At 54.2% G+C, this 22,876-nt stretch carries 19 protein-coding genes; 5 read left to right on the plus strand and 14 right to left on the minus strand.

The window, feature by feature from the left end:
- Positions 1–218 precede the first annotated feature (218 nt).
- The gene (locus tag SIB88_RS07990) at positions 219–1,841 is read right to left on the minus strand and encodes a recombinase family protein (protein WP_068518359.1); all 1,623 of its coding nucleotides are present in this window, start codon (positions 1,839–1,841) and stop codon (positions 219–221) included.
- A gap of 643 nt (positions 1,842–2,484) precedes the next feature.
- Entirely contained in the window at positions 2,485–2,892 is a 408-nt protein-coding gene (gene cadR, locus SIB88_RS07995) for a Cd(II)/Pb(II)-responsive transcriptional regulator (RefSeq protein ID WP_067605269.1), read from the minus strand.
- A 95-nt stretch (positions 2,893–2,987) separates the two neighbouring features.
- Here cadR and SIB88_RS08000 point away from each other — a divergent pair, with 95 nt between their 5' ends.
- The 5 genes from SIB88_RS08000 to SIB88_RS08020 all read left to right on the plus strand — a co-directional run bounded on the left by SIB88_RS08000 (position 2,988) and on the right by SIB88_RS08020 (position 9,546).
- Positions 2,988–3,884, plus strand: a complete 897-nt coding sequence (locus SIB88_RS08000; RefSeq protein ID WP_068518358.1) for a cation transporter — start codon at positions 2,988–2,990, stop codon at positions 3,882–3,884.
- 3 nt (positions 3,885–3,887) lie between these two features.
- Positions 3,888–4,400, plus strand: coding sequence for a signal peptidase II (lspA, locus tag SIB88_RS08005; protein ID WP_068518357.1), 513 nt, complete (start codon positions 3,888–3,890; stop codon positions 4,398–4,400).
- Between the two features lie 21 nt (positions 4,401–4,421).
- On the plus strand, positions 4,422–5,711 hold the full coding sequence (locus SIB88_RS08010) for an ISL3 family transposase (protein ID WP_068518356.1): 1,290 nt from the start codon (positions 4,422–4,424) through the stop codon (positions 5,709–5,711).
- Between the two features lie 228 nt (positions 5,712–5,939).
- Positions 5,940–6,950 carry an AAA family ATPase gene (locus SIB88_RS08015; protein WP_068518355.1) on the plus strand — a complete coding sequence of 337 codons (1,011 nt, stop codon included), beginning with the start codon at positions 5,940–5,942 and terminating at the stop codon, positions 6,948–6,950.
- Positions 6,951–7,002: 52 nt separating this feature from the next.
- Positions 7,003–9,546, plus strand: a complete 2,544-nt coding sequence (locus SIB88_RS08020; RefSeq protein WP_068518354.1) for a S8 family peptidase — start codon at positions 7,003–7,005, stop codon at positions 9,544–9,546.
- A gap of 283 nt (positions 9,547–9,829) precedes the next feature.
- On the opposite strand, the gene traI is transcribed toward SIB88_RS08020, so the two are convergent.
- From traI to SIB88_RS08080, 12 genes are all read right to left on the minus strand, one after another.
- Positions 9,830–10,927, minus strand: coding sequence for a TraI/MobA(P) family conjugative relaxase (gene traI, locus SIB88_RS08025; protein ID WP_068518353.1), 1,098 nt, complete (start codon positions 10,925–10,927; stop codon positions 9,830–9,832).
- Positions 10,924–11,298 carry a plasmid mobilization protein gene (locus tag SIB88_RS08030; RefSeq protein WP_068518352.1) on the minus strand — a complete coding sequence of 125 codons (375 nt, stop codon included), beginning with the start codon at positions 11,296–11,298 and terminating at the stop codon, positions 10,924–10,926. Before SIB88_RS08030 ends, traI begins: the two co-directional genes overlap by 4 nt.
- A gap of 11 nt (positions 11,299–11,309) precedes the next feature.
- Positions 11,310–12,299, minus strand: coding sequence for a hypothetical protein (locus tag SIB88_RS08035; RefSeq protein WP_210520843.1), 990 nt, complete (start codon positions 12,297–12,299; stop codon positions 11,310–11,312).
- A complete protein-coding gene (locus tag SIB88_RS08040) occupies positions 12,286–12,576 on the minus strand; it encodes a hypothetical protein (protein ID WP_068518345.1) in 291 nt (96 codons plus the stop codon). The genes SIB88_RS08035 and SIB88_RS08040 overlap by 14 nt, the downstream gene beginning before the upstream one ends.
- An 81-nt stretch (positions 12,577–12,657) precedes the next feature.
- The gene (locus SIB88_RS08045; protein WP_068518346.1) at positions 12,658–14,814 is read right to left on the minus strand and encodes a zincin-like metallopeptidase domain-containing protein; all 2,157 of its coding nucleotides are present in this window, start codon (positions 14,812–14,814) and stop codon (positions 12,658–12,660) included.
- Positions 14,807–15,058: a hypothetical protein gene (locus tag SIB88_RS08050; protein WP_007092377.1), complete on the minus strand. Its 252-nt coding sequence runs from the start codon at positions 15,056–15,058 to the stop codon at positions 14,807–14,809. The genes SIB88_RS08045 and SIB88_RS08050 overlap by 8 nt, the downstream gene beginning before the upstream one ends.
- Positions 15,055–16,848, minus strand: a complete 1,794-nt coding sequence (locus SIB88_RS08055; protein ID WP_068518347.1) for a type IV secretory system conjugative DNA transfer family protein — start codon at positions 16,846–16,848, stop codon at positions 15,055–15,057. Before SIB88_RS08055 ends, SIB88_RS08050 begins: the two co-directional genes overlap by 4 nt.
- Positions 16,845–17,801, minus strand: a complete 957-nt coding sequence (locus SIB88_RS08060) for an ATPase, T2SS/T4P/T4SS family (protein WP_412557816.1) — start codon at positions 17,799–17,801, stop codon at positions 16,845–16,847. Before SIB88_RS08060 ends, SIB88_RS08055 begins: the two co-directional genes overlap by 4 nt.
- Entirely contained in the window at positions 17,801–20,023 is a 2,223-nt protein-coding gene (locus SIB88_RS08065) for a hypothetical protein (protein WP_412557817.1), read from the minus strand. The genes SIB88_RS08060 and SIB88_RS08065 overlap by 1 nt, the downstream gene beginning before the upstream one ends.
- Before the next feature lie 4 nt (positions 20,024–20,027).
- Positions 20,028–21,116 (minus strand): TrbI/VirB10 family protein, encoded by a 1,089-nt coding sequence (locus SIB88_RS08070; RefSeq protein WP_412557818.1) that lies wholly within the window; start codon positions 21,114–21,116, stop codon positions 20,028–20,030.
- Complete coding sequence (locus SIB88_RS08075; protein WP_412557819.1) at positions 21,113–22,183, minus strand: TrbG/VirB9 family P-type conjugative transfer protein; 1,071 nt, start codon at positions 22,181–22,183, stop codon at positions 21,113–21,115. The genes SIB88_RS08070 and SIB88_RS08075 overlap by 4 nt, the downstream gene beginning before the upstream one ends.
- Positions 22,180–22,860 (minus strand): type IV secretion system protein, encoded by a 681-nt coding sequence (locus tag SIB88_RS08080; RefSeq protein WP_412565939.1) that lies wholly within the window; start codon positions 22,858–22,860, stop codon positions 22,180–22,182. The genes SIB88_RS08075 and SIB88_RS08080 overlap by 4 nt, the downstream gene beginning before the upstream one ends.
- Positions 22,861–22,876 lie beyond the last annotated feature (16 nt).

Below are 22,876 nucleotides of genomic sequence, written 5' to 3' on the forward strand. Positions count from 1 at the left end.
AAGGAGAATCCTATCACAATGTTGCAGCGCAATGGTTATCTTGATGTATCAATGCGGTCAAGTGGCAATATTGTGGCAAACTTGTCGGAACTTTGATGCTTAAGCAGTTGTGAGCATTTCTCTCGATTTAAACTAGGCGCTGTTTTGCTCTTGTGTGCCAGAGATGTTGGCTAGTTAATTCCAAGGAACAATAGATCGATAATTCAAGGGAATACAACTCAGTTTTGGCTTTGATGAATAGTGATAAGAGCGTCGAAATCAAAATCGGCAAAGCAGGCTCGTTGAACGGGAACCTCATGCCTCGACTGGAACGTTTTTAGGATAATCCGATTAATAGTTTGCCTTAGGGGGCCGACTGCTTTTGGATCTCGTGACCAGTTCAATAGGCATGAAATCAACTTTTGGTGTCTCTGGATAATACCGGCGAGTTTGCGTGGTAGGGCGCTGTCTGAAAGCTCACGTTTATGAGTTGCGATATCAAGTTTCGTACGTTGTATCTGTTCTGCTTTATCGTCAAAAAACGCGCGTATTTCAGCTGAACGTGCGTCCGGGCCCAAGGCATCAATAACCTTGCTGATGCTGGCGCGAAGATCTTCGAGATGCTGAGACAGGCGTTCAATCTCGCGTGCGTGATGAGCGCGAACTTGTTGGATTTCATCGCTCTTGAAATGCTCAATGATCTTTGCCTCGTCGAGTTCAGCGACGGCATCCAATACTAGCTTGATGATCTCGTCATAGTGAAGGTTCCTGTTCGCGCAGCCTTTAACAGGGCAAGAATAATGCTTTGCATAGGTTGCTGTGATTTTCTCATTGTGCTCCCCGCAATAGAGTTTGCCGCCAAACAGAGCATTGGCACGCTTCTTCGTTACAGCCTGTTTGCGACGCCATTCCTTCGAGCGGCGAATGGATGTCTCGCGTTTCTCCTCTTCTGTCATCACAGTGGGTATCATTTTGCGCTGAAGGTGTTTGCTGGATCGTTCATCAAGAGCCTTCTGGACCTTTGCGAAAGTCTCATCGTCAATGATGGTCAATTCGGGGATTGGGACTGTGATCCATTCCTTTTCCGGACGCATGATTGATAGGCGTTTGCCGTTCTCCGGATGCTTGCGGTACTGCATTTTGTTGAAGGTGACGACGCCGTTATAGAGCGTCTGACGAAGCATTCCGGTTTGTCGGACAAACGAGCCTACAAGGCTCGAAGGTGCCCATTTACCACCCTTGGGGGAATCAATGCCGCGCCGGTTCAAATCGTCGCAGATATGTTTCAGCTTTCTGCCCTCGGCGTAATATTCAAATATCTCTCGAATGATTGCAGCTTGCTCGTCGTTGATCTTACGCTTGCCTCGGATGGGTTCGCCAAATTCATCAAGGGCATGCACAAGGTCGTAGCCGTAGAGTTGACCTCCCGGCACACCACCACGCAGAACAGCTGCGATCACGCCACGATGGGTCTTGTCAGACAGATCCTTGAGATAGAGCGCATTCATGGTGCTTTTCAGACCAATATGCAGCTCGTTGATTACTCCATCTGTGACGGTCTCAACAGGAAGGCCCAAGAACATCATCTTTTTGAAGAAATTGGCAGTGTCGGCCTGATCTCGACTGATGCGACTCAGGTCCTCCGCAACGACACCCTCAAACCGTCCGTTTAGTGCTGCGACCAGAAGGGAACCTATGCCAGGGCGGTTGGCAATGTGAGAACCTGAAATGCCCTCATCAAAAAACACGTCGGCAACCTGATAGCCTTTGACGCTGCAATATTCTCGGCAGCGGCGGATCTGATCCTGAGTACTGGTTTCCTGTTTGTCCGTTGAGTGGCGGGCGTAGATTGCTACATGCACTGATTGTATCCTCGAAGGTTGGATCAGATTGATTACCTTTCGGGATTGCTGATGCGCAAGGGTAAAACAGCGATTTCTCTTAAGGATAGGTACTTAAGAAAATGCTGTAAATACAATGCACTGCATGTGATTGCATGAGAGTGCATAAGATTGCACGAAAATGCAAAAGATTGCATGATAGTACACGAGATGGCACAACTTTCACCTGTCGTGACGGGGGCAGGATAGGTTTGGTGGGCCCACCAAACAGCCCAAACGGCTTCCTGCTTATTCACATGGCGCTGCCATGCTCAACGAGCCTTAATTAAATTCTCTTTGATGTATTGAAACCGTTGGGCTGTGGATGTGGGTTTGGAATGCACCTATGAAGATAAGCGGGTGAAATACAACGTCGTTACCGATTACGCTAAGCTGATGGATATTGTGGGTGTAGCAGCCCAATGAACATTGGAGAAGCAAGCTTCTTTGGAAGCTTTTCACCCGGTTATCTGAAGAGGGATTTAGGAGAATTATGTCTTCGCTCTGACGCCCAACGTCCTAAGGGAATGAACTTTTGGGTATACGGATTAAATGGTTGATCTTACCTTTGCATGAGAGTGAGGCAAACCGACATCTCATCGGATTATCTGGTTGGTACTCCAACCTACTGCTGATGCATGCTTCCCTCGCTAATTCCAGCAAGAACCCCACACGCCTTAACTTCCCGGTCATCGTTGCAACGCGCTCTTAGTGAAACGAGTTGTTTCTCAAGCGCCTGTAGAGCGGTTATCTGCGAGCGCACATGAGAGATGTGATCATCGAGCAAAGCATTGACGGCGGTACAGGACTGATGAGGGTCGTCCTGATAGCGCTGTAGTTCGTGAATTTCTGCCAGTGACAGATCCAGGATGCGGCAGCGACGAATAAAGGCCAGCCGCTCAACGTGTTTCTCGGTATAGACACGGTAACCGTTCTCCTGCCGATCAGGCGGCGGCAACAAGCCCTGCCGTTCGTAGAAGCGGATCGTCTGTGTATCTACCCCTACTGACTGTGCCAACTGACCAATACGCATCGGGTTCCTCCGCAACGGATTCTCTACGCTATTGACCTTATAGCTACTATATAGTTTTAAATGAAAGCCCGATCACATTCAAGTGGAGTCATATCATGAGTAAAAACTGCGGAGGCCCCTGTGGCGACGATGCAAGGCCTGCGGCGGATACCGATATGCAGGCCTCCTCCGATGCGTCGGGGGAATGGGTCAGTGTTTATGCCGTGCCGAAGATGGACTGTCCATCAGAAGAGCGCATGATTCGCCTGGCCCTGAACGGCGTTGAGGGGATTCGGGCACTGTCCTTCGACTTGTCGAACCGCCGGGTGAAGGTCGTGCATGACGGTGAGGTCGAGCCCGTCACCTCGAAACTGAAGACCTTGGAGCTAGGCGCCTCGCTTCAGGAAAGCGTCGCTGCCGATCCGGAGACCATCAAGGCGGCCGAGTTCTCGGCAGCCTCTGCCACGCAAGAATCCGGGACTCTGCGCTGGTTGCTCGGCATCAATGCACTCCTTTTCGTAGTGGAAATGACAGCCGGCCTGATCGCCCAGTCCACCGGCCTGATTGGAGAGTCTCTGGACAATTTCGCCGATGCGGCCGTGTACGGGCTCGCCCTTTATGCGGTTGGACATAGCGTGAGAATGCAGTTACGTGCCGCGCATGTTGCTGGTGTACTGCAACTGATCTTGGCTGTGGGCGTACTCATAGAGGTGGTGAGACGCTTTGTATTCGGTAGTGAGCCTGAATCGCTGGTGATGATGGCTATCGCATTCGTCGCATTGATTGCCAATACCAGTTGTCTGCTGCTCATATCCAAACATCGGGAGGGCGGAGCGCACATGAAGGCAAGCTGGATATTCTCGGCCAACGACGTGGTGATCAACCTGGGGGTCATCACCGCCGGCGCCCTGGTCGCGTGGACCGGTTCCAATTATCCGGATCTAATTATCGGCACCATCGCGGGGCTCGTCGTGCTTAACGGTGCCAGGCGCATTCTGGCGCTCAAGGGTTAAATAATGCTCATTATTGGCAAAAAGCTCTCGCCGTACGCCCTGTTGTCCATATCGGGCCTGCTGGCAACGTCTGATCAGGCTGTAAAGTGGCTGGTGCAGCAATCAATGGCCTATGGCGAGTCTGTTTCGGTGACCCCGTTCTTTAACTGGGTGCACCTATGGAACACCGGTGCCGCATTCAGTCTTTTTGCGAATGGTGGAGGCTGGCAGCGCTACTTTTTTATCGGGATCGCGGTGGCGGTCTCGATTTTTCTGATCAAGCTGATCCTTGAAAATCGTCATAAAGGAGAAGCCATCGCTTACAGTCTTATCCTCGGTGGCGCCATGGGCAACCTGATTGACCGGGTCTTTCGTGGCTATGTTGTGGATTCCTTTGATTTCTATTGGCGAGACTGGCATTGGCCGGCCTTCAACCTGGCTGATATTGCAATTGTCCTCGGTGCCTTACTTTTCGTTTCCGGCAGCTTTTTGGGTAAAAAAACAAACACCAATGCCGAGTCGGATGGATCTGACTGACACCTTCGCCTATACAACACCATGACCGAACTTCCCGACAACATTCTTCACCTGCCGCAATACCAAGTACTGGGCTGCAAATCAACCGACGACGAAATGCACTTCCAGGTGGACGCGCCCGATCCCGTCGCTTGCGAGGAATGCGGCGTGCAGGGTGAGTTCGTGCGGTTCGGCAAGCGTGATGTTCCCTATCGTGATCTGCCCATCCACGGCAAGCGGGTCACCCTCTGGGTGGTCCGCCGCCGGTACACCTGCCGGGCCTGCAAGACAACCTTCAGGCCCCAGCTACCGGAGATGGTGGACGGCTTCCGTATGACGCTGCGGCTGCATGAATACGTGGAGAAGGAATCCTTCAACCACGCCTACACCTTCGTGGCGGCACAGACAGGTCTGGACGAGAAGACGGTACGCGACATCTTCAACGCCCGCGCCGAGTTCTTGGGGCGCTGGCACCGCTTCGAGACGCCCCGCATTTTGGGCATCGACGAGCTGTACCTGAACAAGTGCTACCGCTGCATCCTGACCAACATCGAGGAGCGAACCCTGCTCGACCTGCTGGCTACCCGCCGTCAGGACGTGGTGACCAACTACCTGATGAAGCTGAAAGACCGCCAGAAGGTCGAGATCGTCAGCATGGACATGTGGAACCCTTACCGGGCAGCGGTCAAGGCCGTGCTGCCACAGGCCCGCATCGTGGTCGATAAGTTCCATGTGGTACGCATGGCCAACGATGCCCTGGAGAAGGTGCGCAAGGGCCTCAGAAAGGAGCTGAAACCCTCCCAGAGCCGAACCCTCAAGGGCGACCGGAAGATCCTGCTGAAATGCGCTCACGAAGTTTCAGATCGGGAACGGCTGATCATGGAGACCTGGACAGGCGCATTCCCGCAACTGCTGGCCGCCTACGAGCACAAGGAACGCTTCTACGGCATCTGGGACGCCACCACACGGCCCCAGTCAGAAGCCGCCCTGGACGAGTGGATAGCCACCATTCCGAAAGGCCAGAAGGAAGTCTGGAGCGATCTGGTCAGGGCTGTGGGCAACTGGCGCGAAGAGATCATGACCTACTTCGAGACGGACATGCCCGTCACCAACGCTTACACGGAGTCGATCAACCGACTGGCCAAAGACAAGAACCGTGAAGGGCGTGGTTACTCCTTCGAGGTGATGCGGGCACGAATGCTCTACACCACGAAGCACAAAAAGAAGGCACCCACTGCGAAGGTCTCTCCGTTCTACAAGAAAACCATCGGTTACGGACTACCGGACTTCGCAGAGGAGCTCAACTACGGGGTCGATCTATCAACCATCTGAGGGTGGTACCGAGTAGGTGGGGCAAGAGCACCCCATCAACCATTTAATCCGTATACCCGAACTTTTTAAAGTGAGGATACAGGGAACAGTTTGCGAGCCAATTGGGAGCAGTAAACAGTGGCTTTTGAAAGGTGACTAAGATAGGATTCGTACAACGCTTATCAGCGCCTATTGGCGTCTTGATCGCAGAGTATTATAGCGAAGATGAATTGAAAGAGGGAGGCGGGCATGTCTACCAAGCAAATTCTCGCACTCCTGAACTCGCATATCGACGGAGATGAAGAGCAACTGCTGTCGATTGCCTTGCAGATCGCTGCACAGGAAGCTCGCCTTGGCCGATCCGATGATGCGGAGAAACTCAAGCGGGTTGTTCAGAAGGCGCGGGACCAACGTCGCGTAGGAAAGCCAGCCGGTGAACAATCGCCGATCCCATTGGCTCGGCCAAGAGGCGAACTACAGGGGCTTGTCGAGAGCGCTTATCCCAAAGTCACGTTATCGAGCATGGTGCTATCTGAAGATATCGCTACGCGGCTTCAACGGATTGTTCGCCAGCAGCAGGAAAGAGCAATGCTGCGTGAACACGGCCAGACTCCGGCAACTCATATGTTGCTCGTGGGACCGCCAGGCACTGGCAAGACGATGACGGCTTCGGCTCTCGCTGGTGAGTTACGCTTACCACTCTTCACGGTACGCCTCGAATCCCTGTTCAGTCGCTTCTTCGGTGAGACGGCTGGGAAAATGCGGCTTCTATTCGACCAGATCGCCCAGACGCGAGGGGTTTATTTGCTTGACGAGTTCGATGCAATCGGTGCGCGCCGAGGTGATCCTAACGATGTAGGCGAAATTCGTCGTGTGCTGAATTCGGTCCTAGCCTTTATGGAAGAGCCGAATTCAACCGACAGCCTAGTTCTGGCGGCAACAAATCATGTGGAGATTTTGGACGAAGCGCTGGCGCGTCGTTTCGATGAGGTGATCGAATACACACTACCAGATGTTGTCTCCGCAAGAGCTATCGTAGAGCGCAGGCTCGGTAAGTTCAAGGTTGCTGGGAAAGCATGGCCCACGCTTGCTTCAGCACTCGATGGTTTGAGCCAGGGCGAATTGGTTCGAGCAGCGGATGCGGTCGTCAAGGATGCAATTTTGGAGGGGGCGTCTAAGGTTTCGCCCGAGGCACTCAAGGGCGCGTTGGATAATCGGCAGACATTAAGAGGTAAGTTTCGTCGTCAATCCGGTCGCTAATCAGGCTCCGCCAAAAGATAGGTTGGAACACGAACTGAATAAGTAGGAACTTATGGCGGAGCCAGAAAATTTCGATGCGAGAGACCGTCCGCACATATCTATCGACGCTTTCCGTGAAACCGCAGCTTACACATTCCCATCTCGTAATCAGGAACGCAAACCGCTTCGCGGAGACTATGCCGCGCATGCTGCAGGTCTTCTCGATCAACTCGCCGTTGCTCTCGGGAATGTACCGCTACCCGTTGATGATCCTCGACTTATCGTTGAGGGGTTGAAGCGGGGCACTATCGTTGAGATCGCGACATTACCACCAGCCGAAGGTGCTCGCACCAAGGCGGTCAAAGTCCCGGCTACCTTGGAGTTTCCTACGCAAGATGTGGTGGTGCTTCGTTCTGAACGGAATGAGGACCGCACAGAAAGTGCGTTGCTTTTCGTGCCAGATGACGCACGTACCTTTTTACAAGGTCGAATTACTGACTATGGTCTTGATCCGGGTAATCGCAGGCGGCCCGATGTTGAGCGTTTCGAGGTCTTGGAAAACGTCCGTGCTATCGATTCTGTATCAATTTTTACCGGCAACGTGGATTTGGCTGCACCAGATGTCATTTGGTGGGAGTTATGGGTTCGCCAACCAATTGCCTTGGCTGATCGGTTGGCGACTGCCGCGCGGAATACAAATATTGATGTTCATGAAGATAGGCTGATTTTCCCCGATACAACAGTTCTGTATATTCATGGTGCGGCCGCCACAGTTGCTAATTTCGCGATGCGAGTACCGGGTGCAATTTCTGAAATACGCCGTGCAACGGGGACTATCGAATCTTTTCTAAATCACGGAGACTTACGATTAGGGCAGCATGATTGGGTTGAAGAACTGGCCCAACGAGTTGTTGCTCCCGAGGAAGATGCTCCTGTCGTTTGCACACTCGACACGGGTGTTGCTGCAGGCCACCCACTGATCGGACCCGGTCTACGCGGTGCGTGGGCATACGACAATGATTGGGGTAGCGATGACCATGGAGCCGATGGTGGCCACGGTACACCATTAGCTGGCCTCGTCCTCTACGGTGATCTCGAATTGGTGATGAATAATATCGGTCCTGTTATGTTAACGCATGGCACGGAATCAATGAAGTTATTGCCACCTCAAGGCTTTCCAGCGACCAAACCACCTAGCTATGGTGTCGTCACCCAAGGTGCGATCAGCAAGGTTGAGATTGAGCGACCTGACGCACTTCGTAGCTATTGCATAGCAACCTCCACACCAGAGTTTCCGGCAAGTCGTCCGTCAACTTGGAGTGGAGCACTTGATCAAATCGCCGCCGGGGCCATGCCCGGTGAAGATGATGAAAAAGTTCTAGCTTTTGAGCGGACTAAGCGGCTTATGGTTGTTGCCACCGGCAACGTATCTGGAGGAATGGCTGTCGACGTCTTACCCTCTCAGCCATTGGAGGACCCGTCACAAAGTTGGAATGCCTTGACTATCGGTGGTTTTACCAGAAAGGAAGAGCCGCCAGCGCCGCCGCCAACATTCTACCCCGCAGTACCAGCGAACCATCGCAGCCCGTTCAGCCGTGGTTCACAACAGCTTCCTGATGACTTAACGCCAATTAAGCCGGAGGTACTGTTCGAAGCAGGAAACATGATGTCAGATGAAACAGGATTTTGCGGTTGGAGCCCATCGGTGTCACTTCTGTCGACGGGATCTGACGTAGTAGCTGACCCCTTGGTTCCGTTTTGGGCGACTAGTGCAGCAGTAGGTATGGCCGGTCATTTCGTTGGGCAACTGCAGGCCGCGTTACCCGATCTTTGGCCAGAGACACATCGTGCACTTACCGTTGATTCTGCTCATTGGCCTGAACCAATCCGTAAAAAATTCATTGGCCGAGGGGCCCATTGGAAAACCGGCTCGAAGGCCGAAAAGCAGCAATACCTCCGCGAATTCGGGTATGGCGTGCCAAATATCGAGCGTGCGATCCTATCGGCACGCAATGACGCTACACTTGTGGCTCAGGCCGAAATTCAACCTTTTACTTACGGGGCTGATGGGCGAACTGGCGTCTTTAACGAGGTGCATTTTTACAATTTGCCTTGGCCTAAAACAGCTCTTGAGCAGCTCGAAAATGAAGTCGTCACCATGAAAGTTACGCTCTCATATTTCATTGAGCCAAACCTGACGGGCAAGGCTGCGACCAGACCGGACACCTATCGTTCCTTTGGTCTTCGTTTCGACATGAAGAAGCGTACTGAAACCAATGCTCGGTTTCGCAGTCGAATTTCCGCTAGCCAAGCAAAAGACGGTACAGAGACTGATGGAGAGACGAGCCGTTGGCTGCTAGGATCAAAGGCGATTCAAGCTGGTTCTCTGCATTGTGATCTCTGGCGAGGCAGAGCGATTGAACTGGCTGGCCATGACGCTATCGCTATTTACCCGGTTGGTGGTTGGTGGAAATCGCATGCAGGTCAGAAGCGTGTTAGCGACAAAGCACGCTATGCACTTGTTATTTCAATTTCGGCGCCAGGTCAAAGTGCGGATCTCTATTCCGAGATCACAACGCTGGTGGATGCCAAACAAATTGAGGTGCAGGTGGGTTGATTGAGTTTGTCTAACCCATTTCAGGCACCTGTTAGGTGCAATATTAGATTGGAAGTCTATCGTTTGATCGTTTCACTTGTCATTGAAGCTAGAGTGCTAGGATTTGGAGGTTTTTTGCCACTTTCAGGCTAGAGAATGAAAGTCATTTTACGTTGAGTTCTGCCGTTTGCGATACCTCCCATCGTGATCTCATTTGGAGCTAGAGTTCCGCATGTTGATACTTTAGGCCTGAATACATGCAAATGGAGAGTATGGATGTTTGAGACCAATAGGTGTGTGTGCTTTACGACGGCCTTTCCATTTTAGGACGGCGATTTTTCTTCAGGGATGTGCGCGGGCTCAAGAGACTAAGCATCTCCCGATGCGCCATGATTAACACCATCGCCAGCGGATCCTGATGGGCTTCCATGAGCAAAAACATCTTCCAGTTTCGCAAGGCATTTGCCGCTAGGCTGGGCTGCCGGGGCATGACTTTCCGGGTGCTGAGATAACGGCGCCAGAGGGCAGGGGTGTTGCGATGTCGAACGAGGGGGCGAGGCTTGTAGCGACGTTTCGACTTGCCCTGCGTTTTTGCTCGTCGTGCCTCAAACACCCCGAACCGTTCCTCAAGGCTTTTTTTGCTGCATGATCGATCCAACTGGCTGGCCTTCATCGCCTGCTCGTCAGGGCTCATCAAAACCATGCCATTGCCGCGCAGTTTGATGGATATGTCGTACTCGGCCAGAATCTTATGCGCTTCTCGCCAGTTCTTGGCCTTCCCCAAGCCTTCCAGTATCTCATCACGATGTTTCAACACATGCCGCTGGAATGATTCCTGCCAGGTATGTGCCTCGTAGTTCCGTGCTGCAGGTGACAGCTTGTTTGGATTGCGCTCCTTTCCATCGGTCATGCCGGGATCAATGGCGAGGTCGTATTTCTTCTCCATCTCGCGCGAGACCTTGGCGAGGATCTTAAAGTCCCGGTGCGGTGTGATCACATTGAGCGTTTCCGGATGCACCTTGTTAAAGGCAATATGCATGTGGAAATTATCGGTGTTGATATGCGTTCCCGCCACACGCTGATGATCGCCGTAGCCAAGTGCCTTGGCATATTCCGCCTCGATGGCCATCAGATCTTCTTTGGTCAGTTTGTCCTGCTCGCCAGAGCGGAAAGAAACGACAAGGTGATATGTTTTGTCGGCAATATCGGGCTTTTGTCGCCGAACTGCTTCGATCTCCAGAAGGGCCAGATCGAGATCCTCGATATTTGTGCCGGCATCGCAATTTCGGATCCAGAACTGATGCAGTTTTTCGCCTTTTTCCTCGGCTGCGGCGATGTATTGGCCAAGACGGGTGTAGTTGTCTGGCACACCAGATTTCTTGCCGATCCGGGTTGCAATCATGATTTTCCCTGCGGGTTCTTGCCGGGCTGAAGCTGCATCCGGATATCGCCAATGGCGGCTTTGAGCTCGGTCTGTGTCGCCTCGATATCGCGGTTCAGGCTGTCGAACTTCTTGAGCAGATCTGCCGAAAGCGGCTCATCAAGCGCGAGCTTGAACAGATTGCCCAGGCGGGCCTGATCGGCATTGACCTTGAGCAGATCCCGAATGCCCTGCCATGCAGCAAAGTCGCTGGCACTGGGCAGTTTGGTATTCATCAGCAAGCGTTTGAGCAGTTCCGAGCGTGACAGCCGCAGCTGGTGGGCAAGCTGATCAATGCGCGCTTTCTCTTCGTCGTTGAGATAGGTTTTGATGACGTGACGTTCGGTGGCCATTTCTTGTTCCGCTATTGCCCGGAAGATCCTGTGGGAGAACCGCCAGGCATCATTTCGGCTCGGATACTCTCGGGAAGGGTGGCATCAAACCCGCCAACCAGATTGACGAGACTGCGTGTAAAATCGGCACCGAACTTGCGATCATAGACCTCTTTGGCCTTTGCGATGAGATGCGGCTCCCGCTTGTCGGGATTGCTGTAATTGATCAGGTTTGCAAAATACCTTGGATCAAACGTTATGGTTTTGGCGAAGACCACGTTGCGATCCCCATCGCAGACTTCAAACTCGACCATCTCGATCAGGCTGTCGTCTTCGGTCTTGCGACGGTAATCGACAAAGCACCAGGTCACTTCATAAAACTGATCGCCTTTTGTAATACGACCATTTTCATCAAAACGGGCATGGGGAATGCCTTCGATGATCGCCTGACGCAGTTCGTCCTGTCCCTTGCTGATCTTTTGCCCGAAGATCGAGAGCCCCTTGGAGCGATAGGCAAACATCCAGGGGATGTTGCGCAGTGTTGCATCATGGAAGCGGTAGCCTTCAGCTTCGATCCAGTTTTCCAGCATGGCGAGTGCAATTTGGGGCGAGATCCAGATGCCGGTCTCTTTGCGGATGATGTAGATCACCCGGTCAAACTGGGTCAGAACGATGCCAAGGATCTTGAGAGAAATGCCTTCCATGCCGCGCTTGCGACTGCTGCCTTTGCTCTGGTTCTTGCGCACATAGGGACACCATTCAAAATTATCGGCATTGAAATAATCAAATCCGGTGACCGGTTTGCCTGTGTGGCGACCATAGGGGCGGTCGGTATGAGGAAGCTCCTCATAGAGCCCTACCAGGCGGATCGGATTGTCACACGCGGGGCACACGGCATATTCGCGCTGTTTGTCGTCGGTGACCTGGTACCAGGGCTCAAGTTTTCTGGTGTCGCGTTCAAAGGCAGTGCGCTCGATCTCTTTCTCGTCGACTGTCTGCGCCTGCAATTTATAGACGTGCATTATCGGATCTCCCGGCGACGGTCTCACGGAGGGAAGAACCGATATTATAATGGTTTATAACACTGTTCCACCACGCGGCACCCAGCTTGGGAACAGATGCCTTCTGCTCGGCAAGGTGGAGGCATTGCAGGAGGGTGGGGAGATCAAGCGAGAAGGTATTTTCGCCTGCCTGCAGGGCGAAGACCAATGCCGGGCCGCACATGTTGCAATCAAGATCCTGAGCCCCTTCAAGATTGGCGCGCTTTTCAAAAATGTCTGTCGCATCTTGTTCGGTCATGAGGCGTTCTCCTGGTAAAAGGCAAAGAGGAAAGAGGAAAAAGGTGCCGGTGGCGTACATAGCGCCACCGGCATTCGGGGATCAGACCGCCAAGCTGGCAGTCTGCTGCTCGCGTCCCTGTGTTCTGGATTTGGCTTTCGGTTTGGTCAGGCCGAGCTGTTCGGTGACAAGGCGTTTCAACGCCTCAAGACCACGTTCCCGATGGATGTCGTTAAAATCGGTCAGGCCCTTAGCCTTTTCTTCGTCACTCAGATCCGGACGCAGGATCTTCGCACCGGTCAGTGCAGATGCCCGTTCGGCTCCCTTGATCCCGGCATTGATCTGATTGGCATGATCATCATCGGCCGCAATCACCAGGGACCGGTCCGGGTGCCTTTTGTGAAGGGCTTCGGCCACAGGTGCGAGATTGCCGGAATCAAGCGCAACCACGACGGTCAGCCCACTGGCCATATGCAGACTTTGGCCGGTGGAGTAACCTTCGGTGACGATCATCGGGCCTTTGGGATCGCCCTCGATCATATGCATCAGGCCGCGTTTTTTGCCGTCCTTGAGATACATCTTGGTGCCATCGGGATGGATGGTCTGGATGTTCTCGATAAAGCCTTTCTCATTGGCCATCGGCATCAGAAGATTGCCCGATTGATCAATGCGCAGGTCTCCTGCAGGCACCTGTTTGTTTTGCAGGTAAGCATGATTGGCCGGAGCCGGTTCGGCGTTCTGGAAAATCCCGTAAGCGCGTTTGGCCACGGCGCGATATTGCACGCGGAGTTCCTGTTCCTGGGCTGCCTTGCGGGCTGCAGCTTCGGCTCTGGACTGTTCCAATTCTTTGGGATCGATCTTGGTTCCGGTCGCCACCCACTTGACCGGATCCTGCCCGGATTTGTAATTGGTGATGTTGCCTGCCGGAAGCCCTTCGAGGAACCCGCGATAGGAGCCACTTTTCTGGCCTTTGCGATCTCCTTCGACCGCTACCCGGTGCCATTTACCGTCCATGGTCGGTGGCCCATCGAGGATCAAGCCGTTTTCCTTCAGCGCCTCCGCAAATTCCTGCTCCGGACTGATCCTAGGCTCAGGGGTTTGGGCTTTGGTTTTCTGCCAGCGTTTGAAGGGCGCAAGCTCCATATTATCTCGTGCATACCAAGCCTTGGCCCGGCGATCCCATTTTGCGCCCAGCGCCTTGGCTTCATCCTTCTCACTAAACGGCACATTGAGATAGATGCGTTTGCGCTCGATGTTGGTGTCCTGGTTGGGAGCCTGTGACATCTCATCACTCATGGCATTTTCCTTCTGTTGTTCAACAGCCGGGTTTTGGGCGATGGTTTTGGCTTGTTCTTTGGCTTTCTCCGGGATCAAGCTTTGGCGCAGATCCGGCTCCATGATCCAGGTGCGGATGTTTTCTGCATCGCGCGCCGCAGTGAACAGCGCATTGCGGTCTTCCTTGATGGCTTTCATCCATGAACCGACATAGGCGGCGTGGCGTTCCGGATAGTGGCCAAGGCCAAGCTCGGTGGTCAGCATGTAGCTTGCGATCTCGGCCCGCAGTTCTTCCTTGGCGTAAACTTCCGAGCCAAACGGCCCGAACGCGCGGGCCATGCGTGATTGATGGCCGGTGGCATGGCCAAGTTCATGTAGGGCGGTGGCGTAATATTCGTATTGGCCTTTGAAGGCGGCCTGATGAGGCATGTGGATCTGATCTGTTGATGACCGATAAAACGCCCGGTCATTCTGATCATGGAAGATCGGCACATTGCCTTGCTTGAGGATCTGCTCGGCCCGTTCAACCGGGCTGAAGGTCGGCTCTGGTGCGATATAGGGTGCAAGGCCATCGATCTGTTCGGCATTAAAGACCACAGCATGAAACACCCGTGGCCGGTCCAACCGCACATCGCGGGTTTTCGCAACACCCTTTTCGTCAAGAACCGGTTTGCCAGTGTCATCGAGCACCTTCTCGCGCTCGGACCATTTCCAATATTCGATCATGGTGCCTTTTTCGCCCTTACGGACTTGCGCGTCCTGAGCTGTTGCTTGGCGGTAGGTCATCCAGCGCGGATCGGAGCGCCCGCGCATTTCAAGCCAAAGGGCATTGATGCCGCGATAGTCTTTGCCGGAAACCGGATTGAACGGGGCCATGCGGACTTTCCCCGGTTCCCATGGCTTTTGCCAGGGCGCGGTGCCTGCTTCGATATGGCCAAGCAGTTCTTCGACCACCTGATCACGATAGCTTTTCTTATCAGCCATGGTTCGAACCCTCCGCATCAGAAGTCGGGTCGATACCGTCAAAATGACTGTCGAACGCGTCATCGGCAGACAGGGCGTCTTCGGAGAATGCGCCCATGGCTTCGGCAATGTCCGGATCGACCGGCACAGGGCCAACCTGGCTTTCACTGTTGATCATCGAGGAGGCCAAGGTGAGATAGTCCTGGTCATCAAGACCGGCAGAAGTGGGGGTGTTAGTGTTGTTAGATGTGTTGGGTGACTTCATGATTTGGTTCCTTTGTGAGATGCAGAGGGCGTGGAAGAGAACGCCATTTGGGGTGGCGTCATTTTCGAACGACGAGACAGTTCGCGATCCAGGAAATAGAGCTTTTGACGGCCAAGGATGGGCGGCAGACCGGCGACAAAGATCAGCGCATCGCCGGGGACTGGTTTGCGGCCCTCGGTATCAATGATCTGCAGGCGCATGCATTCATCAGGGGTGAGAAGCGGGCGGGAGGTTTCGGCCAGATTGTCCGAGACAGACCCGAGGTCGCCCATTCGTCCAGAGCGTGACCTGCGTTTCTGAACGATGGTTGCCTTACCGGTCATGTCCGAGAGCAGCTTGGCGGTTTCGAGTTTGTTTGGCGTGAAGGCGACCCGGATCTTGCAGTTGGCCATGATCGATTCATCACGACCGTAATGCTTGAAGAGCTGTTCGGTGTTCTGGACGATGATCATCGCCTTGAGGCCATAGCCTGCCATGAAGGCGAGCGATTCCTCGAAGATCTCCAGCTTGCCGATGGAGGTGAACTCATCGAGCATCAAAAGCAGACGGTGCTTGTATCCGGCGAGCGTCTGGCCAGCCCCAAACGCCATGCGTTCCGTCAGACGACGCATAAAGAGATTGAGGATGATGCGCAGCAGGGGCCGCAAGCGATCCTTGTCTGCAGGTGAAACGACAAGGAACAATGCCATTGGCGCATCGCCATTCATCAGATCATGCAGGCGGAAGTCACTGGTCGCGGTATTGCGTGCGATGATCGGATCGGCAAAGACGGTCAGCTGCGTTTTGGCGGTTGAATGCACGCCAGAGCGTTCCTGCGGGGCCTTGATCATCATACTGTTGGCCCCGCGCCGAACTTCCTTGTTCACATGGGATTTGCCATGATCAAAGGACGCCATTTCGGCAAGAATATGCTCGAAATTATCGTCGCTTTCTTCCGCGTCGCCGTCGCCGGTAATGCCCGAGAGAAAGGTATTCACATCATCAAAACAGGCCGTACGGTGTTCATCACGCCGCACCCGATAGATGACATGAAGCAACACGACCGAAAGCCAGCCATAACCTTCCTGTCGCCAGTAATCCTTCATGCCCTGGCCATCGGGATCGATGATCATGGCTGCGATGTTCTGGCAGTCGGCGATGTCCTGTTCGGTATCAATGCGCACTTCGGCCAGCGGGTTGAAGCGGGCCGAGCCAGTGCTGGCGGAGGGCTCAAAGCGCAAGACCTTGTGCCCGATGCTGGCAAGCCAGCCGCCGGTCTTGGCAAAGTTCTCGCCCTTGATATCAAGACAAAGAATGCTTTCGCGCCAACTGAGCAGGGTGGGCAGGATCAGGCTCACGCCTTTGCCCGTGCGGGTTGGTGCCCAGACCAGAACATGCTCCGGCCCGTCATGGCGCAATTCGCGGATCCGGCCAAACCATGATGGCCAACCGCCAACAACCACGCCGTCTTTGCGAAACAGTCGTGCTTTCTTGAGGTCCTTGAGCTTTGCCCAGCGGGCGGAACCATGCAGTTCATCGCCCTTGCGGTTGCCTTTAAGCGTGCTGTTATTGGCCCGTGTGGCAAGTGCCAGAACACCAAACATGGAAAGCAATCCGGTGATGCCAATCCAAAGGGCCGGATACAGCATTTCATCGGGAAGGCCCGCCGAATGGGTGGCGGCCTCAAGCGACCATTGCCACCAGCGCAGATCAAGCGCGTCAAACCCGACGGCGAGTTGCCATTGCCAGAGAATGGCGGCGATCATTGCAATCAGGATGACCGGAAGTGTCAGACGGTAAAAAGCTGTCATGACAACACCTCCTTGCCGTCTTGAAGGACGTAACGATCATTTCTCGGTTCCCAGATCTCGGTGATGCGTCGCCAGCCATCGGTATTGCGTTTGATCTGAACGACGACATCGACCAGCTCGGCCAGAAACTCCGGCACACGCGGCATGGTTTCACCGGCCCAGGCGATGTTTTGATCAAACTTGCGGTGAATGGCCTGCCAGGGGCTTTCGGCATGGATGGTGCACATAAAGCCTGTGACCCCGGAATTGAGCGCAGCCAGTGCAGCAAAGGCGTTCTGGGTGCTGATCTCACCAAACAGGATATGGTCAGGCGTGATCCGCATCAGATGATCATAGATCTCGCGCCAGCCAACCATGCCGCTGCCCGTTCCAGCCTCACGCGCCGCAATCAGGCCATTGCCATCCCAGAACTGCTCGATATGAAGTTCCGGGGTGTCCTCGATGGCCAGCACGCGCCGCGCAGGATCAATGGTGGCGAGCAACATATTGAGCAAGGTGGTTTTGCCGGTGTTGGTTGCGCCACTGATAATCATGTTGGCATCACCGGCAACCTTCTCGATCAGGTAATCGCGGATGGCCGGTGTTACTCCGGCCTGTTCCCAGGACGGGGTGAAGGGATGCTTGCAGCGGATCGCGAGGCTCAGATGTGATCGGACCGATGCACCAACAAGGATCTCGCAGCGATGATTGCCCGGCAGGATGCAGGAGAGCTTTGGATTGTCATCGGGATTGAACTTCAGGCCTCGCTGGTTGGCGAGACTGATGGCAATTCGCTCGATGGCGGCCAGTGTAAGGGCAGGATCCTCGATCTCGCGCTTGCCTTCCCCGCGTCGTTCAGTCACGACGCGGTGGGGGCGGTTCATACGGATTTCGACGGTTGAGAGATCGCTGTAATAGCTGGCCAGAGGACCGAGGATCTTCTCAAACAAAGGATTGGGGGAAAGGGCGTTCATTACCACCACCCCCAGCTGCCCATGCAGCTGCTTTTCACTGCATCGGTGTGTGTCGGTGATCCGCCGGAATTGCCACGGTAATTGATCCAGTACTGGTTGCCCGAGCGCTTCTGCTCATAGGCTCCATATGCGGAAGATGTCGTACAGGTTTTGTCTATGGCATCGCCAATGATCTCACCGTCTTCGCGCTTGATGATCTTTGTGCCGACGCTAGATGTGTAGTTGCAATGATTTGACAGTGAGACGGTATTGTTCACCCACGAATAACCATCGCCGCCGCCCTGGTTTACATATCCGCCTGCGGTGTAACTGCTATTGCCACACGGACCACCACTATGGTTTTGCGGAGCGGTCCAACTCGAATAGGTAGGGGCGGCCCAGCTAACAACGGCACTGCAGACATTCCCCAGATTTGCCGGTGTTGCTTCATCGACTTTCAAGCCATAAGTCGTGCCATCCGGGCGCTTATAGGTATTTACAAGATCGCGCCCTTCAAAACGGGTGCAGTCCTCATACCAGATATCGCCATTGGCTTTCGGTCCCTGACCATCATAGACATAGGCGGTCTGTGGTTCACCCGGCAGAACTTCACTGGTCTTGATGTTGTAACGACCTTTTGGCGTGCCTTCGATATAGACCGTGGTCAGGCGATAGGAGAACAACTGGTCATCATGGTTTTGCCAGCCGGTGGTCTCGACATGATGCGGATAGGCAACCTCGCTATCTTGGCATTCGGTGACATATTGCGGGACGCCATCGAGCAGATAGTAAAACCGCTCGCGACCATAACTTGTGCCAGCCGCCAGATCGTGGTTCCAGAGTGAAGGATTGTCACAGCCATCAATAGTTGACTGGATGGCAATATTGGCGCTGTCGGGTTTGCATTCAGTGATGAATTGCTCAACCCCGTTGACCACAATCTGTTTGCGGCTTTGGCGGGTGACGGTGCCAGCCGCCTGATTAATGATCGGTGCGCAAACTTCCTGACCTGCGGCACTTTTATAAACGGTTTCGTGGGGGTATTCGGTGCCATTGTCCGAGCAGGCATCGGCCTGCCAGGTGGTGCCGTTCAGCTCATAGATATGGCGTCCGGTTTGATAAGAGCGACTAGCGGCAAAATCATGCCGGATTGAGCAGCCATCGGTTACCGAGACGAGGGGAACAGACGCCAGCTCCTCTGATGGTTCGCAACTTCTGACCTGGACTTCATTGTTGCTCGCATTGACATAGACAAGGGATGCCTGCGGGACGGCCATCATCTCGTTATAGTCAAGATAGACCGAGCAGGCTGAGGTCTTCTCGGTGATGTCAAAGACCTTGTCTTCATCCTTCAGGCAGTCAGTAACTTCCTGACGGTTGCCACCACCATCGGTGTAATACAGCAGATACTGTGCAGTTGCCTGGCGCGTCTCCATATCGATGGTATCGCCACAAACTGAATAACTGCGATCCAGTGGATAGCGATCTGCGCCATCCTCACAGGTTCCCGCGCTTACATTGCCGTCTTCGGTGGTTTCAACCCGGCTTTGCTGGACAGCAACAAGCTGTGCCAGATCCACCCGGATGTTGCAGCCTTCGGTCGTGACACGCACCGTCGGTGTGCTGGTATCTTCCTCAACATCAAGAGCTGATGGTGTCGAATAGCCCGCCGCATCGGCATTCTTTGATGCATTCGATCCGACAGTGTTTGAGGCACCGGTATCAGCTTCAGCGCTTTCGGTTTCCTTTTCTTCCTTGTCGTCCTCTTCTTCGACATTATTCAAGCGCTGCAGAGCCGCAAGCAGCGTTTCCTGATTGCCCTCGATGGTGACGGGTGACGCCGGATCGAGCTCGGGGCTCTCCATATTGAACTGGGCGACAAAATCATTGGAATCGAGTGGTTCGGATTTGCCATCTTTTTCAACGCCGGTCAGCACCAATTGGGCGATCAAATTGTCCTCAAAGGTGACATAGCGGGCATACGCCTTGGCGGTGACACCTTCGGTCAGTTTGGCAGGCGCACCGGGCACATCGACCAAGCCAAGATCAATGGCCATTGGTTCGTTTTCCGAGACGGCGGTGCGGGTTTTTGCGCGGGTGACGATATTCACCTTGCGCACCATTTCCTCGATGCCGGGTACAGCCTGTGAGGATGTTGTGCCAGTTGTTCCTTGTATTTGAGCCAGTGCTGGAGAGACCAGGCAGGATGACAGGAGCAAACACCAAAGGGTTCGTTTGTTCATGCTTTTACTCCACATTTGCGATGTGCCAGTCCGTTGCCGGACGGATCTGAAGGCGGGTGCCTTGGGGGATGGTGATGATGGGTTGCAGCGAGAGCGTCTCTTCAAGGACGCTGGCGCTGATCTCGCCAAAGCGGGTCGAGAGTTCTTCGGCGGCTTTCTCAGCAGCCGCAGTTGCGACTTCGCCGTCGCTTTCTTCTGATTTTGTGGTGGCAGCGGCATAGCGGACAGCCGTCGAAATCCCGGTCAGCATGAAGGCGGTGCCATAGCGTTCCCAGAAACGGCGATCCACTTCGCCAGCAGCGCCTTGGCGACCCTGAATGTCACTGATCGGAGAGGCGAGCTGGCGGATCTCGGCACGGTGTCCGGCAATCAGGATCCGTTCGCAGGCAATTGACAGGCGCGAGCTGCCCATGTCCTTGGGCGGATCATAATTGCAGATCAGACGAGACCCTTTGGGGATCAGGACATTGCGCCCGTGATAGCCATAGACATCACGGGCTGATTGGACGATGACGGTGCCTGTCGCATTACCGCCAACCTGACTGTTGATCCCGGTTTCAAGGATCACGGTGATATAGCGGTCCGCCGTAATGATCCGGCTGTTATCGACCGGAAGCGTGGATGTCCGGCGCGGGCCTTCATAATCGGCTTTCTCATCATCACTGACCGGCAGATCGAGTGGATCAAGTGAGGAAGGCGTTGCCATGCCAGGCAGGACAGCATGGTCCGAACCACTAGTCATCTCAGAAGATTGCCATGCTGGTGTGCCCCAGTCTGACGACAAGGAAACGCGATGTTGCCAGGCGGCCTCCAAGGCCATGCGATAGGGATCCGGCGCGGGCGGTTCAGGAACAGGTTCAGGTTGCGGCACAGGCTCGGGCGCCGGAGCAGGTTCTGGTTCCGGTTTGGCTTCCTTGATGATGATCGGTGGCATCGTTGGAGTTGGGACCACCGGCGCAGGCGGCGGGGCCGGAAGGGCCCAGACCGATGGATCATCAGCAGGCAAGGTTGGCGGTTCATTCACAACCGGTTCGGCACATACACCCCCAAAGGTCAGGCCAAGTACCAGTGCAACGTCACAAAATGCACTCATGCGCCTTCCCCGGTATATTCAACACAGAGGAAGCTCTTACCGCTTTTGAGCGTGATTAGCGGACGGGTGCTTTCAATGATATAGGTCTCACCCTGGACACGGGTATTGACCAACTCATCTATGCCATCAACCACCACATAGGCAGTCGGCAGTTCGATATCCTTCCAGCGCTTGCCAAAGCGGATATAGGTGAAGTGGTCATCTCGAAAGACTGTTTCTGGACGTAGCGTTTCATCGCCCCAGAGATCATATTCACCCCAACCATGCAGGGCGTTCGGGTCAAACGGGGATTGCGCCACAAAGTCACCGTCTGGCGTGCCCGGATTGGTGTCACTCAGTCCGGAAATCGCACTGTCGATAGCTGCAGGCTTGTTGCCAAGCCCTAGAACAGACATGGCCGGAAGGCTGGCTTTACCTATGTCGTCAAAGCCAGCAACCGCTGGGTCGCTTTCGATCTGAACGGATCCTTCAATCCGCACAATCAGATCGGGCACATTGACCGAGTTGAAGCTCTCGGCCCTCAAATAGAACGGATAAACAGCACCTGACTTGCCATAAACAACTAGTGAGGTGTCATAACCGTATCCACTGGGGCGCACAGCCAAACGACGTTCACCGCGTGGTTTGACAGAAAACCCGCCATCATCACCAAGATCGACCGCTTCAATCTTTTCACCGCGTGGCAGTTCAACAACCGTGACCATGAACTCGCGGGTACGGATCTTGTAAGTACAATCATCACAAAGATCTGTCGCATAAACCGCATCGCTCGAATCTGCATCATCCCACACATCCTGAACCTGGCCGCTGGTGCGCGGACGGCTCATTGCGGTGAAATAGCCCTCATTCTGATCGCGGGCCTGATCGACCACGCTCTCGGGCACCGGCATGGCCGGTGCGGATTGTTGCGGGGTGATTTGCGTACCAGAAAACGGTTGCTGCGATTGTCCAGGCATTGGCGGACGTGCAGCGGTCTGCGCATTCGCCTGCTTATAGCCAAGAAGGAGGATGGCCAGTATCAGGCTGCCAAAAACGATATGGAAAACAAGATTGATCAGGCGTTTCATGACGCGCCTCTTTCTCTAAGCACCATGTCGAGCACGGTGACGCCAAAAGGGTTGGTGTATTTGTCGGCTTCGGAGACGTTCTGCGGGCGGGTGGCCAGCGTCAGGTAAGCGCGCAAGTTTTTGCGCGAGATCTCTTTGCCGCGACGATGGTCGATCTGGATGAAATCGACCGCGTATTTATGGTCTGAGGACAAGGTGGCGATGGGATCGATGGAGACGATCCGCACTTCGCGCTCGATGCCTTTTTCAAGGGCCTCGGTGATTAGGCCGCTATCGATCCGCTCGCGTTTGAAGCGTTCCCAGAAGCTGGCATCAGACAGTCTGGATGCTTCGCGCTGGCGTTCTTGCTGCGTGACCGGATCGATCTCGTTGGTGATCAGGACAAAACGTTTTGCCTGGGCTTCAAGGAAGACTTCAAAACCTTCGACCTTCTTGCTAACCGGTTCGACAACATAAGTGCGGTCATCCGGGCCATAGGTCCGGACCAGAGCAATCTCGGTTTCCTTGAGAGGCACGAGATGCGCAACCGTTTGCACCAGAACGACCACTCCAGCGCCAAGCACAATGTTGGTTCCGGCAGACAGGCGCAGCATCCAGGCGAGCCTGCGATGGCTGGCCTGAAAGCTGAACGGATCTGCAGCAACGGTGGCTTTATGCGTCGGGGTGGTTTTGACCATCGACTTGCGCCCGTTA

Source organism: Thalassospira sp. MIT121401 (assembly GCF_047125595.1).
Classification (GTDB): Bacteria; Pseudomonadota; Alphaproteobacteria; order Rhodospirillales; family Thalassospiraceae; genus Thalassospira; species Thalassospira povalilytica.